We start from the raw sequence: 16,449 nt of genomic DNA on the forward strand, positions 1-16,449 counted from the left end.
CCTCCCTTGTTCCTTGGTACTCAGCGGCGAGATGCTCCATCCAGGACGACGAATACCGATTTCAACTGTGCTTCTTTTCCGGGCTCGGCCGGCACGTCTTCCGGATCGGGCCAAGGTTTCATTTGAGCAATGTTGCGGCCGGCTTCACGCGCAGCATCCTGCAAAGCTCGGCGAAATTTCCCATGACCAATGCCCTTGTGGTTCGTGCAGGCCAGAAGCTTACCTCCGGGCGAAAGCACGCGCATGGCCATGGCTGCAAGTTTCTTGTAATCACTCTCCGCGGAAAATCGGCTCTGTTTCGTCGTGGCGAAACTCGGCGGGTCCAGAATGACCAGGTCGAACGGTCCATCCTTTTTCGCTCCATGCCCGAGCCATTTCATGACGTCCGCTTCGAGCACCGCGTGTTTCGCCGGGTCTGCGCCAATTCGATCGAGGTTCCGCTTGGCCCATTCGAGCACGCCGCGGGATACGTCCACCGTGAGCGTCGACTTGGCCCCGCCCGCAGCGGCTGCCACGGAAAACGCGCCAGTGTATGCAAACAAATTGGCAACCGACAAACCTTTTGCCATTTCGCGCACGCGCCGCCGGTTTTCCCGCTGGTCGAGGAAAATGCCCGTGGACAAACCTTCCCCAAGGTGCACTTCGAAGGGCACACCAAGCTCGTGAACGATCATTGGCTCGGGCGCCGCTTCGCCTCGAACGGGCGTCTTCGGAGCAAACTCTTCACGATGCGCATCGACGATTCGACTTGCATGACGCGGGCGGTTTTTGACGTAGACGCCGGCTGCGCCGAGCGCCAACGCCGCATCGAAAACGTGTTCGCGCGCGGCGATGGCAGGTTCGTCGTAGAGCGATACGACGAGAAAGTCACCATAACGATCGACGGTGACGCCTGGGACGCCGTCGGCTTCGGCATTGGCCAAACGAAAACAATCGGTGCCTTCGAGACGCGCGATGCCGATGCGTCGTTCGGCTGCTTCGCGGAGGCGTCGTTCGATGATTTCGGCATTGCCGAGCGGGTCTTTGGCATCCAGCCAATCTCGGAAAAACGCCGGCAATGGCGCACGCAGCTCGACAGGCTTACCATGTTGCGGATGCACCATGACGAGCTCGGCAAGGTGCAGGCCCAGACGATGAGCAGGCTCGCCGCCTCGTTCGATGTCGCCGGCTAGCGGCGCGCCTTCCGCTCCGAGCTGCGCGGGCAAATCGACGATGCAGCCAGGCTCGGGCGAAAGCGCGAGCAGCGTGCGGTTGCCAATCCGTTCGAGCACGCGAAACGATATCGTGGAAAGCTCGCCCTCGCGCGCGGTCGAAGGAAGAACGCGGTGCGTGCCGGAAACGGAAACGAGCCGGTGACGAAGCGTGCCGTATTCGGGAGGTTTGCCGCGGCCGGGCATACCCGGCGTGCCGGATACGATGGCATGGTACGTCCGCTTGACGCGACGACGTTCCATTTGTTCGGCAACGCTGCGGTTTGCTTCGCGTCGCTTGGTAAAAACGAGCACGCCGGAGACGTCGCGTTCGAGCCGCTGGTGGACGCCGAGGTAGCCGACGGATTTCGTTTCAATCGTGAAATACTCCGACAGACGACGGAAGACGTCGTCGCTTCGTTCGGGCGCGTGCGTCGGGAGAAACGGAGGCTTGTCGACCGCAATGATGTCCGCATCCTGCTGCAGGATGCGGTTTGTCGGAAAGGATGGCCAGAGGGCGTCGAGGGGCACGGCGGTTCAGTTCTGGGTGATGTTCGTACCAGGCGGAGGCGTGAACGTGAATTCGGCCGGATCGATCTTTTCGGGCTGCGTGGCTCCTTCGAGGTCGAAGCGATTTCGATTGCCTTGGGCGTCGATGAGGAGGATGCGCCGTATCACGCCGGGATCTTTCTTTTCCAAGAGGGTTTTGTCGACGTAGAAGAGCACCGAATCATAATGCGGCGTAGGTTGTCGCGGTTTGCCCAAAAGAACCGGTCCGCCATCGAATTTCGCCTTGTCGTTGAATCCAAAGTTGAACGACGGCGCGAGGCCCTTGCCCATCAGGAAGGCAAATGCGCCAGGATATTCCGTCTTGTCCACGGGTTGGACGAACATCTGTTTGTCGTCGCCAATGTACACTTTCAGCGTCGTCCCGTCGGAAACGATACGATTGGTGCTTGGAGCATCATAACGGAATGACATCTTGTTCGGACGTTCGAAGAAAAAAACGCCCGAGGATTTTTTCGTCACGCCGGCGACTTTTTGCGTATGTTCTTGTTTGAATTTTGCCGAAAACGTTTTCTTGTCGAGAAAAACCGAATCGATTTGTGCTGCCACCAGGTCGGCCGGACTGGGCGCTGCGGTAGGCGGCGCGACGGATGCAATGGCCGATGCCGACGGCGCCGCCGGTGCAGGTTCTGCGGGTTCTTTGACGGGGTCTTTCTTCGGAGCAGGTTCGGCTTTCGCCGTGGCGCTCGGTGCTGCGCTTTTCTTTTCTGCAGTGGGCAACGCACTCGGCGCAGTCGATGCCGAAGGTGCCGCGGATGCAATCGGCGCCGGTTCAGCGGACACCAAAGGAGCGACCGATGCCGAAGGTGCCGCACTTGCCACGTCGAGCGGCGCGGCGGAAAGCGGTTGCATTGTCGTGGGAGGCAAGGGCGGCGGATCGTCTTGGCAGGCCGTCAAGAGAAGCACGGGCAGGGCGAGAACGAGGCGAAAATGCATATTTTCCGAGGCTTTACCAGAGCGGGTCGGGCGAGACGGTTCGAGCATGCGACGAAAACGGTAAACGAGTCGAAAGGTTACAGGCACTGTCGTCGAAGGGTGTCCGCATTTCTCCGACATGACAACCGCGAATCGCCCTGAGGCGCGATCTGGAAATCGTTGAAATGCGTTTTGACGATGGCGATCGCAGCCGCCTCAATCCCGATTCGGATCACCTGTGGGGTCGCGGCTTTCAATGACGATCGTTCCGCGTTTGGCCGACGCCTTGCGCGGAGGCGGGGACGGATTCGTGAGCGACGCCAAAAGCTCGGGAGCCGGTTCGCCCGCAATCGGCAGGACGAACTCCTTCGTCGCGCCCATGCGCTCGTACGTGACGCGCAGCTCGGTCGCCGTCGCGAGCGATGTCCACGCATCCCAAAGCTGCTCGGGCGTCTCGATCGTTTTGCCGTTGACGCGCGTCACGATGTCATCCGGTCGCACGTCGAGCCCCAGCCACTCTTCAGGAATCGCCACGAGCCGCCATCCGATGAACTTGCCCTCGCGCACGACTTCTTCCGGCCACACGCGCCGCAGGATCCACGGAAGTCCGCTCGGAAGCACGGTCTTCAGCGCGGAGCGTTCGAGTTTGTCCGGGGGCGTTTGCGGTTCCGGCTGCGCGATGCTTTCGGGTTTCGCAGCGTTTGCCGTCTTCGGCTTGGAAGTGGACTCGGTGCTCGACGAGCAGCCGAAGAGCAGTGCCACGGGAAGGATGCTGGCCAATAGTGCGGTACCGGAGCGCATGCGTGCAGTATGATCGAGCATCGACTGTGCTGCCAAGAATGTTGCGATCGAAGTTCTCATGGCGAACTGCCAGAGACGTCGTAACATCGGCGCGGTGGACGTTCCCGAGCCGTTTCCTATCGCACTTTCGCTTCGAGTGGCGGCGACGGCGCTCCTTTTCGTAGCGCCCGCGGGACTCGGGCTCGCGCTGCTCCAGGCTAGGCATCGATATCCCGGACGCCCCTTCGTCGATGCCGTTTTGCTTCTGCCGCTCGTGCTTCCTCCTTCGGTGATCGGTTATTTTTTGGTGCTCGTGTTCGGACGTCATGGCGTCGGGGGGCGGCTCTTCGAAGAGCTTTTCGGGCTTCGTTTCGTGTTCACATCCGCGGGAGCCGTCTTGGCAGCGGCCGTCGTGGCATTGCCGATCTTGGTCAAGACTGCGCAGCCATCGATCGAAGCCGTGCCGAAGTCGCTCGAGGATGTCGCTCGTTCGCTCGGCCTTGGCCCGTGGGAAGTGCTCTTCCGGGTGACGTTGCCTCTGTCGTGGCGCGGGATTGTCGCGGCGGTGGTTCTTGCATTTTCCCGCGCGATTGGTGAATTTGGTGCGACGTTGATGCTTGCCGGGCACATTCGTGGACGAACCAATACGATGTCGCTCGAGATATTCGCCGCGCTCCAGGAAGGTGACGAGGCGCGAGCTGGGTTTTACGTGGCCATATTGACATTGATTTCGGTCACGGTCGTGCTCATGGCGGGACGTCTCGGTCCAAGGGACGCATCCGTATGATGGACGAACGAGTCGATCCAGTGCTCGATGTCGACTTTGCGCTTCGTGTGGGGCGACCTGCGGACGGGCTCGAAGTCGACGTGCGATTCGTTCTCGACCGAGGCGTTGCCGTTTTGTTTGGACCTTCGGGAGCTGGGAAAACCCTGACGCTCCGGGCCATTGCGGGGTTTGTCAAACCTGAACGAGGCGTCTTACGGGCTCGGGGGGCGGCCTTGTTTCATGCCGAGCAGCGTGCCTTCGTCCGAGCGGAAGCGCGAAAGTTGGGGTATGTGCCGCAAGATCAAGGCCTCTTCCCGCACCTCGACGTCCTTGGAAACGTCACGTTTGGATTGGATCGAGCCGAGCGGAAAAAGCCGGGGCCGGAGGTCGACGCTACGCTTTCGGAGCTTGGTTTGTCCAAAATGAAGCATTCACGAGTTTCGTCGCTCTCCGGAGGCGAACGGCAGCGAGTCGCTTTGGCTCGAGCGCTCGTGGCGCGTCCGGAATTGCTGCTGCTCGACGAACCACTGTCGGCGCTCGATCGAGCATCCAGGCTGGAGATTCAACGATACTTGCGCGAAGTGCTCGACAAGCGAAAGCTATCGGCGGTCGTCGTCACACACGACGCGGAGGAGGCCGAGGCGCTTGGGGATTTGTTCGTGCGCTTCGAAAGGGACGGGCAGAGGAGCAGAGCGCGTGCTACGGAGACGCTCGTTCGCGTGCACGCAGCCGCGGGTCATTGAGACCGCACTGAATGCACAATGGGTCATCGAATCCGCGAACGGCCTTGTAACCAACCTTTTGCTGCTCTAGCGTACACCCGTCATGCCTGCAGGTAGTCTCCTTGCCCTGATCGACGACATTGCAACGTTGCTCGACGACGTTGCCGTCATGAGCAAAGTCGCCGCCAAAAAGACGGCGGGAGTTCTTGGCGACGACCTCGCCCTCAACGCGCAGCAAGTCACGGGGGTCGATCCGAGTCGCGAGATCCCCGTCGTGTGGGCCGTTGCGAAGGGGTCGATGGTCAACAAGGCGATTTTGGTCCCCGGCGCCCTTTTGATCAGCGTTGTCGCACACTTCCTCATCTTGCCGCTCTTGATGATTGGCGGTGTTTTTCTGTGTTATGAGGGATTCGAAAAGGTAGCGCATCGATTTCTTGGTGATCACGAGGCCGAGGATTCCAAGGAGCATGCCGAGCTCGTGGCGGCGGTCGCGAATCCCGCGGTCGATATGGTCGAGCACGAAAAGACCAAGATCAAGGGCGCCGTACGGACCGATTTCATTCTTTCCGCAGAGATCATCGTCATTTCGTTGGGCACCGTGTCCGAAGAGCCATTGCTCAAGCAATCGCTCGTGCTCGTCGCGATTTCGATTGCCATGACCGTAGGCGTTTATGGGCTCGTCGGGGCCATCGTGAAGCTCGACGACGCGGGACTTTGGCTGCAGGCGCGTACGGGTGCGAGTGCTTCGGCGCGTATGCAACGAGCGCTCGGCAGCGCGCTGCTCGGTTTTGCCCCGCGCCTCATGCGGTTCTTGTCGATTGCCGGCACAGCGGCCATGTTTCTGGTTGGCGGAGGCATTGTCGTGCATGCCATCGGCCCGCTTCACAAGTGGCTCGAAGCGACGGATGTTTCCTGGAGCGTCACGACGGGCGGCGCGGTGCTTTCATCGCTGCTCGAAGCATCGGTGGCGGCCGCGATAGGCATGGTCGCCGGAGCGCTCACGCTCGCGGTCGTCACGCTCGTGAAGAAGGTGCGCACGCGCGCGTAGCGAGCGCGCGGATCTGGCCTGGTTTCAATTTGTAAGTGGACACGAGCCGCTCTTCGCGGTACCCGTTCGTCCGTTCAACGAACCAGGGAGTCTTCTGGAGATGAAACCAATCCACCGTGCAGCCGTCATCGGCGCAGGGGTCATGGGCAGCGGAATCGCCGCTCACCTTGCGAACGCCGGCATTTCCGTGCTGTTGCTCGATATGGTCCCGCCGAACCTCGGCGACGCCCAAAAGTCCGACCGCGCCGCGCGTAACGCGTGGGCTCAAGGAGGGCTCGACAAAGCGCTCAAGGCAAAACCGGCCGCGTTTTTCCACCCGTCCTTCGCCAAACTCGTGTCCGTCGGCAACGTCGAGGACGACCTCGAACGAGCAAGCGATTGCGACCTCGTCATCGAAGCCATCATCGAAAAGCTCGAACCAAAACGAAGTCTCTTCACGCGCCTCGAAAAAATCGTCAAAAGCGATGCCATCGTCGCTTCCAACACGTCGGGTCTGCGCATTGCCGAGATGATGGAAGGGCGCAGCGAGGCGTTCCGCAAGAACTTCCTCGTCATGCACTTCTTCAATCCTGTTCGTTACATGAAGCTCCTCGAGCTCGTGGCGGGACCGGATACGGACCCGGCGGTGTTCGATAGGGTCGTGCGGTTTGGCGAAGACGTCCTTGGCAAAGGTATCGTCGTCGGAAAAGACACGCCGAACTTCGTGGGCAATCGTATTGGCGTGCACGCCATGCTCGCGACGATTCACGCGATGGTGGAAATGGGTCTCGAGCCCGAAGACGTCGATTCCATCACGGGGCCTGCGATGGCGCACCCGAAGAGCGCCAGCTTCCGGACGGCGGATCTCGTCGGCGTCGACACGTTCGTGCACGTGGCGGAAAATTGTCATGCGTCGCTCGTGGATGACGAGGATCGCGACGTATTCAAGGTCCCGACGTTCATTCGCGGCATGCTCGACAAGAAGCTCTTGGGCGACAAAACCAAGGGTGGATTCTACAAGAAGACCAAAGAGGGCATTGCGACGCTCGATCCGAAGACGCTCGAATATCGTCCGAAGGGTGGAGACGAAGGGATCAAGAAGGCGATCAAGTCGATCGAGAAGATTGGTTCGCCCGTCGAGCGCGTGCAAAAGCTTGCTGCGGATCAAGGCAAAGCAGGCGCTTTTGCATGGAAAGTGACGGCGCGATCGCTTGCTTATTCGGCTCGTCGCATTGGCGAAATCGCCGACAGCGTGACGGCGGTCGACGACGCGATGAAGTGGGGCTACAACTGGGAGCTCGGGCCTTTCGAGGTTTGGGATGCGCTCGGGTTCGTCGCCACGTACGATCGCATGAAGGCGGATGGAATCAAGCTGCCCGAATCGATCGAGAAAATGCGCGCCTCCGGGGCGACGTCGTTTTATCGCGCCGGCGAAGTGTACGACTTGCTGCAGGGCAAGTACGTGCCGCGCGTGATGGATCCGCGCAACGCGTCGTTTACGATTCTCAAGCGTGGCGAAGCGCCGGTCTTGAAGAACGACGGCGCCGAAGCGTGGGACCTCGGCGATGGCGTGCTTGGTTTGACCTTCAAGACCAAAGCGAACAGCATCGATCCGGACGTCATTTCGATGATTTCCAAGGCGACCGAGAGGGCCGAGCAGGACTTCAAGGGAATGGTGCTCTACAATGACGGCGACCATTTCTGCGTCGGTGCCAATTTGTTCCTCATCGTCATGGCGGCGTCGAACAAGGATTGGGAATCCATCTCGAAGCTCGTCCGGGAATACCAATACGCGACGCAGCGCATGAAGTATGCGCGTGTGCCGGTCGTTGCAGCTCCGTGGGGCATGACGCTCGGCGGAGGGCTCGAGCTTTGTTTTGGCACGGCGTCCGTGCAAGCGGCGGCCGAGACGTATTCGGGTCTCGTCGAAGTCGGCGTGGGCCTCATTCCGGGCGGCGCGGGCACGTTGAACATGTTGTGGCGCGCATTCGAAGGAATTCCGGAGGGTGCGAGCATCAACACGCTGGAAATCGTCACGCAGGTCTTCAAGAACATTGCATTGGCGAAGGTTGCCACGAGCGCCGATGAAGCGAAGGCGCTCGGCTATTTCCGTCGCACCGATGGCGTGTCGTTCGACAAGGCGCGGCTCTTGACAGAGGCGAAGGGGCGCGTATTGGGATTGGCAGCGTCCGGCTATCATCCGCCGGCGCCGCGCGCGTACAAGCTGCCGGGCGAAAGCGGCATTGCGACGCTCGCAATGATGGTCGATACGCTCGTCGCGGCGGGTCATGCGACCGAACACGACGCGAAGATTGCTGGGAAACTGGCGAACGTGCTTTGCGGTGGAGCGGGTGGCGCATCGCGCGAGGTGACGGAAGACGAGATCCTGGCGCTCGAGCGTGAAGCATTCGTCAGCTTGTGCGGCGAAGAAAAGAGCCAAGCGCGCATGCAATCCATTTTGATGACCAACAAACCCCTGCGGAACTAGGTGACGACCATGGCGGACATCGTGATTGTAGAGGCGGTTCGTTCGGCCGTGGGCCGAGCGCACAAGGGGGCGCTCGCTCAGAAGCGCCCCGATGAGCTGGCGGGCGAGGTCATTGCGGGCCTTTTGGCGCGCGTGCCTCAGGTCAAACCGAGCGACGTGGACGACGTCATTCTCGGCTGTGCCATGCCGGAAGGCGAGCAGGGGCTCAACGTGGCGCGTGTTGCGGGCATGCTCGGCGGCCTGCCGCAAGAAGTTTCAGCCATGACCATCAATCGGTTTTGCTCGAGCGGTCTGCAAGCCATTGCGCTTGCTGCATCGAGCATTGCTGCGGGGTATGGCGATATCTTCGTCGCGGGTGGCGTGGAGAGCATGTCGATGGTCCCCATGACCGGAAACAAGCTCTCTGCGTCGCCGGAAGCAATGCATCGATTCCCGTCGGTGTACACGCCGATGGGCATCACGGCGGAAAATGTCGCAAAGAAGTTCGAGGTTTCGCGCGCCGATCAAGATGCATTTGCGCTCGCGAGCCAAAAGAAGGCCGTGGCGGCCATCGAGGCCGGGAAGTTCAAGGATGAAATCGTGCCCGTCAAGGGTGTGCGTTTTTCCAAGAACGATCGCATCACGTTCGACTTTGCGCGTGACGAGCTTCCGCGTGGCGACACGACGCTCGAGGGCCTTTCGTCGTTGAAGCCCGCGTTTTCGGCGACGGGATCGGTGACGGCAGGCAATAGCTCGCCGCTCTCCGATGGCGCCGCCGCAGCGCTCGTCATGTCCAAGGAGAAGGCTGACAAGCTTGGTGTAAAGCCGCTCGGGTATTTGCGCATGTTCGTGACGGCGGGTGTCGATCCGGCCATCATGGGCATTGGTCCTGTGCCTGCGGTGCGCAAATTGCTGGCGCGGAGCGGTCTGAAGCTGGATCAGGTCGACATCATCGAGATGAACGAGGCGTTTGCGTCGCAATCGGTGTATTGCAAGCGCGAGCTTGGGATGGCCGACGAAAAGCTGAACGTCAATGGCGGTGCCATTGCGCTTGGTCATCCGCTCGGCTGCACCGGCGCGAAGCTCACGGCGACGGCGCTTTACGAATTGCGTCGTCGTGGCGGCAAGTACGCCATCGTGACGATGTGCATTGGTGGCGGCATGGGCGCGGCGGGTCTCTTCGAGCGCGCCTGATCTCGGTTTGTCGGCCCGCCCAGGGAGGGTTCGATTTTGCGGCGTCGCGGTACCCCCCGAACTCGCCCGCTTCGCGGGCTCGAACAGCGGGGCCCCCCGCACCGCCGCAAAATCGAACCACTCCCCGGGCTATGTTGCTCCGCCGAGAAGCCAACCACTTTTGAGCCCCGCGACCCCACAAATGGCCTAAAGCATGCTATCCATCCAGCCTCTGGCTTGACCTATGGGTTAGGAGGTTCGTCATGGCTTGCAATGTGAAGCGTTGGGCATTCGTTGGAGCGGTTTCGTTGTTGATTGGCGGGTGCTCGGGCAGCGTCGATGGCGGCGGCACTTCGTCGACCGGCACATCATCGAGCAGTTCGAGCGGCATGGGAGGCGAAGGCGGTGCAGGAGGTAATGGCGCGGGCGGGTCTGCGGGCAATGGCGCGGGCGGCTCCGCGGGTGCTGGAGGCGGTATGGTTTGCGGCGGAATCGCGGGCCTCACATGCGCCGAGACCGAATATTGCGATTACCCTGACGACATTTGCGGCGCCGTCGATGGCCAAGGGGTTTGCAAGCCGCGTCCAGAAGCCTGTGATCTCGTCTATTCGCCCGTTTGTGCGTGCGACGGCAACGTGCACAGCAATGATTGCGACGCAGCCATGAAGGGCTTCGACGTGTCGAACTTGGGCGGCTGCACGCCGCCCATGGCCAATCTATTCGGTTGCGGCCACTTCTTCTGCGATTCGGCCACCGAGTATTGCCAAAAGACCAATGCCGACGTCCCCAATACGCCCGATTCCTACACGTGCGCGCCGCTCCCCGCTTCATGCGCCGGCATGCAGCCTTCGTGCATGTGCATTCGCGATCCCTGCGGCGCGCCCATTGCGGGCACCTGCGCAGCCGCCGGCAATGGCTTCATGGTCACCTGCCCCGGCGGTTGCCCGATTCACGGCTCCAAATACACTTCTTGCTCTGCCGTCGCGTGCACCGGTTGGTCCGTCGTCTGCTTTGCTGCCGGTTGAATCCAGCGAATCACGACGTCCGGAAGACGCCAATGCACGACGGCAAACCCTGCGAATAGCGCAATGAAAAGCGCAAATGGAATCCTCAATCGAGCACGCAAGCTGCGCGATGCCCGCACGAGCGGCGCTGGCTCGAGCGCCGTTGCATTGCGGGGATCCTCGGGCAACCATGCAGGCGTCGCGCGATGAGTCATGACCGGTACTCGAATGGCCGGAGATACCGACGGTGCGCACGGCGTCGGTTCGAGCCCCGCAAGCTCCTTCAAACTCGATGCGGTTTTACGGAGCATTTCATCTTCGCCCTCCTCCGGTCGACCAAACGTTCCGAGAAGCTCATCGACTCGACCAGGCTCTTCGCTCGGTACGTCCAGCGCTTGGAATGCGGCGGGTGAATGCTCGGGTGCATTGCTTCCCGATTCGCTCGGCATATCGACGACGCGAGACGGCGGCGCCGTGACCAAGAGGCGCGAAGACAATACGATTTCTTGGGGCTCGTTCGCCCCTTCCTCGAATGTAGCGATATCGATGGGCGCATTCGCCATTGCCGCCATCGGCAATGCGGACGGCGTCACGAGCTGATATTCGAAACTCTGTAGTGGTTCGGCGTCGTCATCCGTGGAGACCGGCGAGACGGGCGCCAATCCGGGGAGCGTTTCATGGTATTTGGGCGCCGATTGCGTCTGGCCATCGTGGCAATCATTGAATTCCGCCATAGCCGCGTCGAGCGCCGCCTGCGCTGCATTCGCCGCGGTTTCCGGGGACGATGGTGCAGGCGTGAGCACCGCGCGTTCGCTAATGGGCTCGACGCCCGCAGATGCCAGCGTGATTTCGACAGGACTTCGAGGCGTCTCGATGCGGCGCACGCGACGCTTCGTCGAGACGATGCGCATCGTCGGATCGGACGAGGGCGTTCGTTGTGCAGGCTCGATTTGCACTTCGCGCGCTGAGAGCTGCGTGGGTTCGCACGACACCGTCTTCGTATTCGTCGAGTCGAATCCGGGTGATTCGCTCATGGCTTTTGCGTCGGCAGGTTCGACTGCAATGCAGTCGCCTTCTCGGTACGTGGGCGTCGCGCCGAAGACGCCGGAATCGACGTGCGCTTCGGTGGCAAGCGTTTCGAGACCGAGGCCGGGGGTCGTCGGCGTGACGTCCGAAAAGGGATTCAGTTCGGACGGCGCTGCGGTCATGGACGGCGGCGGCGTGATCGGGGCCGGCTCGGGCGGCGCAATCGGAGCCGGCTCGGGCAACGTCATTGCGGGCTTTGCCGCAGCGGTCGGTGCAATCAAGAGCGGTGCGAGGGCTGCGGTGGCGGCTGCGGGCGCTTCCTTGGCAGCCGCGCGAGCTTGCAGATGGAGAGCAAGCGCGCCCGATTCGATTGCACGAAGTGTTTCACGCGCCAAACGCCCCAAGCTTCGTTTGCCTGCGGCTCGATTCAGTGGAACGAGCGCCGCTTCGACCTCTGCCGCAAACGTGTCGATGCCCTTTTCCGCCGACACGTCACGCGTTCGCGCGACCGCAGCGAGGCGCGGGGTCGGACCGGTTGTCACCGCGAGCAGCCTGGCGAAGAGATCACGCATCGCTCGCGCCGCTTCAGGGCCAGGACAAACCTTGCCTTGTTCGGTGACGGTGACGGATCCATCGGCCGCAAGCTCGATGGATGCATCGGGCACGGCGAGCGGCAAGCAGCCGATGGCATCACAAAGCGCGAGCACCAGATATCCCGCGCTCTCGGGCACCATGCTTGCGTGGCGAGTCGAAGCGGCGACAAGAATTTGCGGAAGGGTGACATGTGATCGGTTCACGACATTGCCCTCGTGTGCTGCGTGCGCGGAGCGGGTCGTACGGTGAGCCCGCGTTCGGCCAAGTAGAATTTCGCGTCGGCGACGGTGAACGTACCGTCGTGAAAGATCGAAGCGCAGAGCGCGCCATCGGCGCCGCCTGCGGAAAGCCCCTCGTAGATGTGCTCGAGCGTTCCCACGCCACCTGATGCGATGATGGGAACACCAACGGAATCGGCGACGGCGCGCGTCAACTCGAGGTCGTAGCCAGCACGCGTGCCATCGCGATCCATGCTCGTCAGGAGGATTTCTCCTGCGCCGAGGTCGACGATGCGTTTGGCCCACGCGATCGCGTCGAGGCCCGTGTCGGTGCGTCCTCCGTGGGTGAAGACGTTCCACTGCGGCGACGGTTGTGCTGCCGTGCGTTTGGCGTCGATGGCGACGACGATGGCTTGGCTACCCCAGCGAAGAGCGGCGCGTTCGACGAGCGACGGGTCGGTGACGGCGGCGGTGTTGATGGCGATCTTGTCAGCGCCTGCATCGAGCAGGGCTTCGATGTCGCGTTCGCTTTTGACGCCGCCGCCGACGGTGAGGGGCGCGAAGACTTGGTCCGCCGTCGCTCTTACGATGTCGAGGAGCGTGCCTCGGCGTTCGTGGGATGCGGTGATGTCGAGGAACGTGATCTCGTCGGCGCCAGCCGCATCGTAGCCACGCGCTGCTTCGACGGGGTCGCCGGCGTCACGCAAGGCGACGAACTGGACGCCCTTGACGACGCGGCCGTCTTTGACATCGAGGCAGGGGATGATGCGCTTTGCGAGCACTCTGCGCGGATAGCGCGGGCGTCAAGAATGGGCCAACAATTGCGCAGATTGGGAACGGAGCGACCTCGTCATTCGAGCGGGGAAGCTCTTCCAAACGTGGCGCAAGCCGGTAGTATGCGCCGGGTGCACTGCCCCGAGTGCGGGAAGAAAGCAAACCCGGGCGCCGCAGCGTGCGTTGCGTGTGGCCACTTGTTGCCCGCGATCGAGGCAGGTGCAAACGCGTCAGGGTTGCTCATCGGGCGTACGATGGTCGGCGTTGCTGCGCCGGGCGCAGCCGCTCCGCCCGTTCCAGCGCCGCTCGCGGAGGATTCGGCAATAGCTGGCGTTGGTCCGGCATCGGGTGGCGCACAGCGCACGAACGTCGGCCTGTCCGATGATGCGACGACAGTGAAGATACCGTCGCAATTGCAGCGCACGATCCTCGGTGGCGTCGTGCCGCCAGCGTTGAGGGAAGGGAAACCGCCGACGTCGCCGCCGAAAGCCCCCGACGGGACTCTGCTCGGCGTGGCGGGGCCAGGCATCGGTTCGAATCGTGTTCGCGACCCAGGTCCTCCGCGCGAGATGCCGCACGAGCTCGGAGCTACGATCGTTCCTGCGCAACCCGCGAAGCCGCGACGGGCAAATCGCGTCGGTGCCGAGCGGCTGGATCCCGATGCGCTTCTGGTCAACCGAGACAAACTCGCTCGTAAGCGAATCGTTCTGCCGCCGGTTCGTTCGCGCGAGGAACAAGCGCGCGCCGAAGCCCAGAAGCGGCGTCGCAAGGCGCTTCCTTTCGTCGTTGGTGCCCTGTTTGTGCTCGCGTTCGTGGTTGCGTTCGCGATCTTCTGGCGTTCGCCCGCGCCAGTGTCTGCGCGTGTTCGCGTCACCCCGGACGGGCATGAAGCGGTCGAGATCGAGTGTGCGAGTTGTCCCGATGGAACGAAGGTGTCGATCGGAGATTCGAGCGCGGTCGTCTCGAAGCATGTCGCCCAAATACCTCTCGTCGCTCCGCTGGCGCTCGGTGAAAACCGCCTGAGCGTGTCACTCGACAGGCCGGCGCGCGGCCGAGACGAAACGGTGGGTGTGTCCGTGCACGTGGGATACCACTTGCGCCCCGATCTCTCGAAGCTCACCGCGGACAAACCCACGATTCACGTCACCATCGAAGCCGTGGCGGGTACGGAGATCACGATCGCGGGCAACGTCGTCAAACTTTCCGATGGTCCCAAAGCGCATGCGATCGACGTCGCCGCAGACTGCACGGGTTCATCCGACGAACCTGCAACGTTGCGCAAGCGCATCCCGTATGTCGTGAAATCACCCGATGGCGCGCGCACGGAAGGCGTGGTCGACGTCGCCGTCGGAATCGTTCCATTGCGTATCGATGCACCAGGGCCGCGCGTCGTCACCGAGAGCGACACCTTCGTGCTTTCGGGTCAGGCCATGAAGGGCGCTGAAGTGCTCGTCGCGGGCCGGCCGATCCAGATCGGCGCCGATGGTGCGTTTGCACAACGCATGAGCGTATCGTCGATTGGAGCGACGAACATCGAAGTGCGCGCCAAGGTGCCCGGCATGGCGCCGCGCCTCGTGCCCATCTCCGTGCAGCGCGTCGAACGCATCGAGCTTGCTGCCAAGGAGTTCGAGAAAGAAAAACCTGTCGGGTACACGACCGTGGCGCTCGCATCCACCAGTGATGTAGGGCGCCCGGCGATCGTTGCAGGTCAAATTGCTGAAGTACGCACCCAGAACCACCAGACCATTTACTTGCTCGACGTGCCCGCCAAAGAAGGTTGTTCAAAGACCAGCGAATCATGCCGCGTGCGGCTCGTTCACGGTGCTGCAGCGGCGGCCAAGGTCGGTGATTCGATCACGGCGTATGGGCAGATAGGTCGTCCTTGGTCGGCACCGGGGGGGCTCGCGGTGCCCGAGATCCAAGTTGCTTTCACGCTGCCCGCAGCGTCGCGAGCGTCCCCGTGATACGAAGGTGTTCGCTCATGCAAGCGTCTCGATGCGCCCTGATCACGCTCGCTGCTGTCGCATGCACCGTCATGCCTGCCGCGCTTGGTGATGCGTTTGCCGACGGCATCGACGCATCCATGCCGCGCACGATCATCGTCGGCGCTCCACGGGGACATGCTCCAAGCGAACGCATCAATGCACGCCGTTCTGGTCGCAGCGCATCGAAACTGCCCGTTCCCGCGGTCGAACGTTGGCGCAGGCATCTCGGGGGCAACATCGACGTACCACCCGTGGTCGACGAATCGGGGCGCGTTTGGACGGCGCTCACCATTCCCGAGGTCGTCGTCGTTGGCGCCGATGGCAAGGAAACCACACGTATTCGCATCGGGGCTTCCTCCGCGGTCGCGCCTCCCGTCATCACGAGCGACGGGACCGTCGTAGTTGTCACGACAAACGGTGCAGCGATTGGCATCAGCCGCGAAGGGCGCATCAAGTTCGCGACACCTCTCGGGCTACGCGGCCGCGATCTCGATGCAGCGCCGCTTGCGCGTTCCGATGGAAGCGTCGTGTTCGGCGGTCGAGCCTTCGTGGAGCTCGACGCATCGGGTGCGGTGCGAGCGCGAGCGACGATGCCCGAGCGTGCGGTGGGTGGGCTCCTCGACGGACCGGATGGTGCGCTCGCGACCACGGATTCAGGTGCCGTGTACGTATTTCGTCCGCCGAATGCACCGCGTCGCATTGGCACGTTTGGCGGACCTGTGCGTCGAGGTGCGGTGCTCGAGGGCAAGCGCACTCTATTGGCAATCGTTGGTGGTAAAAGTTTGGTTGGTCTCGACGTACCTACGGGGTTGACCCATACGCGCATTGGCGATGTCGGTCTTGGTTCCTTCGACGAACCAGTCGCTTTGCATCCGCGGGGTTTCACCATTGTGACATTTGCATCCGGCTTGCTGTTCGGCGTTGATTCAGCCGGAAACGAGAAAATGCGAGCGATTCTCGACAAGGGTTCCACGGACCAGATACCGGCCGCGTTTTTTGGTACAGGCGATGCGCGTCCGAGTCCTCCGGTCGTCGTGGACGAAGCGGGGCACGTGGCATTCGTGCGACACAGTGGACGAGTTGGCATCGTGCGGCCCGACGGTACGGTTGCCATTACGAGCGAGCGGCTTTGCAACAATCCCATTGGCTTGCAGCCGGCCGGGGATCGCAAGCTCGTCGTCGCCTGTCGTGATGGCACGATTTGGATGCTCGGGTCGAGCTGACCTTCGGACGGGCCATGC

At 62.1% G+C, this 16,449-nt stretch carries 13 protein-coding genes; 8 read left to right on the forward strand and 5 right to left on the reverse strand.

The window, feature by feature from the left end; translation table 11 throughout:
- Nucleotides 1-20: 20 nt before the first annotated feature.
- From IPM54_00335 to IPM54_00345, 3 genes are all read right to left on the reverse strand, one after another.
- Nucleotides 21-1,721 carry a class I SAM-dependent methyltransferase gene (locus IPM54_00335; protein MBK9258266.1) on the reverse strand — a complete coding sequence of 567 codons (1,701 nt, stop codon included), beginning with the start codon at nucleotides 1,719-1,721 and terminating at the stop codon, nucleotides 21-23.
- A gap of 6 nt (nucleotides 1,722-1,727) precedes the next feature.
- The gene (locus IPM54_00340) at nucleotides 1,728-2,693 is read right to left on the reverse strand and encodes an outer membrane lipoprotein carrier protein LolA (GenBank protein MBK9258267.1); all 966 of its coding nucleotides are present in this window, start codon (nucleotides 2,691-2,693) and stop codon (nucleotides 1,728-1,730) included.
- Between the two features lie 195 nt (nucleotides 2,694-2,888).
- Nucleotides 2,889-3,533 (reverse strand): serine protease, encoded by a 645-nt coding sequence (locus IPM54_00345; GenBank protein MBK9258268.1) that lies wholly within the window; start codon nucleotides 3,531-3,533, stop codon nucleotides 2,889-2,891.
- On the opposite strand from IPM54_00345, the gene modB reads away from it, so the two are divergent.
- From modB to IPM54_00375, 6 genes are all read left to right on the forward strand, one after another.
- Nucleotides 3,532-4,239 carry a molybdate ABC transporter permease subunit gene (modB, locus tag IPM54_00350; protein ID MBK9258269.1) on the forward strand — a complete coding sequence of 236 codons (708 nt, stop codon included), beginning with the start codon at nucleotides 3,532-3,534 and terminating at the stop codon, nucleotides 4,237-4,239. The two genes, IPM54_00345 and modB, sit on opposite strands and share 2 nt — an antisense overlap.
- The gene (locus IPM54_00355; protein MBK9258270.1) at nucleotides 4,236-4,961 is read left to right on the forward strand and encodes an ATP-binding cassette domain-containing protein; all 726 of its coding nucleotides are present in this window, start codon (nucleotides 4,236-4,238) and stop codon (nucleotides 4,959-4,961) included. The genes modB and IPM54_00355 overlap by 4 nt, the downstream gene beginning before the upstream one ends.
- 82 nt (nucleotides 4,962-5,043) lie before the next feature.
- Complete coding sequence (locus tag IPM54_00360) at nucleotides 5,044-5,988, forward strand: DUF808 domain-containing protein (GenBank protein ID MBK9258271.1); 945 nt, start codon at nucleotides 5,044-5,046, stop codon at nucleotides 5,986-5,988.
- Between the two features lie 100 nt (nucleotides 5,989-6,088).
- Complete coding sequence (locus IPM54_00365) at nucleotides 6,089-8,455, forward strand: 3-hydroxyacyl-CoA dehydrogenase/enoyl-CoA hydratase family protein (GenBank protein ID MBK9258272.1); 2,367 nt, start codon at nucleotides 6,089-6,091, stop codon at nucleotides 8,453-8,455.
- Between the two features lie 9 nt (nucleotides 8,456-8,464).
- Nucleotides 8,465-9,628: a thiolase family protein gene (locus IPM54_00370; protein MBK9258273.1), complete on the forward strand. Its 1,164-nt coding sequence runs from the start codon at nucleotides 8,465-8,467 to the stop codon at nucleotides 9,626-9,628.
- 242 nt (nucleotides 9,629-9,870) lie between these two features.
- Nucleotides 9,871-10,632, forward strand: a complete 762-nt coding sequence (locus tag IPM54_00375) for a hypothetical protein (protein ID MBK9258274.1) — start codon at nucleotides 9,871-9,873, stop codon at nucleotides 10,630-10,632.
- Here IPM54_00375 and IPM54_00380 read toward each other — a convergent pair.
- Complete coding sequence (locus IPM54_00380) at nucleotides 10,557-12,434, reverse strand: hypothetical protein (protein ID MBK9258275.1); 1,878 nt, start codon at nucleotides 12,432-12,434, stop codon at nucleotides 10,557-10,559. The two genes, IPM54_00375 and IPM54_00380, sit on opposite strands and share 76 nt — an antisense overlap.
- On the reverse strand, nucleotides 12,431-13,231 hold the full coding sequence (gene hisF, locus IPM54_00385; GenBank protein MBK9258276.1) for an imidazole glycerol phosphate synthase subunit HisF: 801 nt from the start codon (nucleotides 13,229-13,231) through the stop codon (nucleotides 12,431-12,433). The genes IPM54_00380 and hisF overlap by 4 nt, the downstream gene beginning before the upstream one ends.
- Nucleotides 13,232-13,354: 123 nt before the next feature.
- Between hisF and IPM54_00390 the strand changes: the two genes are divergently transcribed.
- On the forward strand, nucleotides 13,355-15,187 hold the full coding sequence (locus IPM54_00390) for a zinc ribbon domain-containing protein (protein ID MBK9258277.1): 1,833 nt from the start codon (nucleotides 13,355-13,357) through the stop codon (nucleotides 15,185-15,187).
- Nucleotides 15,188-15,204: 17 nt separating this feature from the next.
- A complete protein-coding gene (locus IPM54_00395) occupies nucleotides 15,205-16,431 on the forward strand; it encodes a hypothetical protein (GenBank protein MBK9258278.1) in 1,227 nt (408 codons plus the stop codon).
- Nucleotides 16,432-16,449: the final 18 nt, after the last annotated feature.

The sequence above is a fragment of the Polyangiaceae bacterium genome (assembly GCA_016715885.1).
Classification (GTDB): Bacteria; Myxococcota_A; Polyangia; order Polyangiales; family Polyangiaceae; genus Polyangium.

Bases quoted from the DNA above. Each gene is read 5' to 3' on its own strand.
- IPM54_00355 (MBK9258270.1), top strand. From the start codon at position 4,236: ATGATGGACGAACGAGTCGATCCAGTGCTCGATGTCGACTTTGCGCTT.
- modB (MBK9258269.1), top strand. From the start codon at position 3,532: ATGGCGAACTGCCAGAGACGTCGTAACATCGGCGCGGTGGACGTTCCC.
- IPM54_00395 (MBK9258278.1), top strand. From the start codon at position 15,205: ATGCAAGCGTCTCGATGCGCCCTGATCACGCTCGCTGCTGTCGCATGC.
- IPM54_00345 (MBK9258268.1), bottom strand. From the start codon at position 3,533: ATGAGAACTTCGATCGCAACATTCTTGGCAGCACAGTCGATGCTCGAT.
- IPM54_00365 (MBK9258272.1), top strand. From the start codon at position 6,089: ATGAAACCAATCCACCGTGCAGCCGTCATCGGCGCAGGGGTCATGGGC.
- IPM54_00340 (MBK9258267.1), bottom strand. From the start codon at position 2,693: ATGCATTTTCGCCTCGTTCTCGCCCTGCCCGTGCTTCTCTTGACGGCC.
- IPM54_00375 (MBK9258274.1), top strand. From the start codon at position 9,871: ATGGCTTGCAATGTGAAGCGTTGGGCATTCGTTGGAGCGGTTTCGTTG.
- IPM54_00370 (MBK9258273.1), top strand. From the start codon at position 8,465: ATGGCGGACATCGTGATTGTAGAGGCGGTTCGTTCGGCCGTGGGCCGA.
- IPM54_00360 (MBK9258271.1), top strand. From the start codon at position 5,044: ATGCCTGCAGGTAGTCTCCTTGCCCTGATCGACGACATTGCAACGTTG.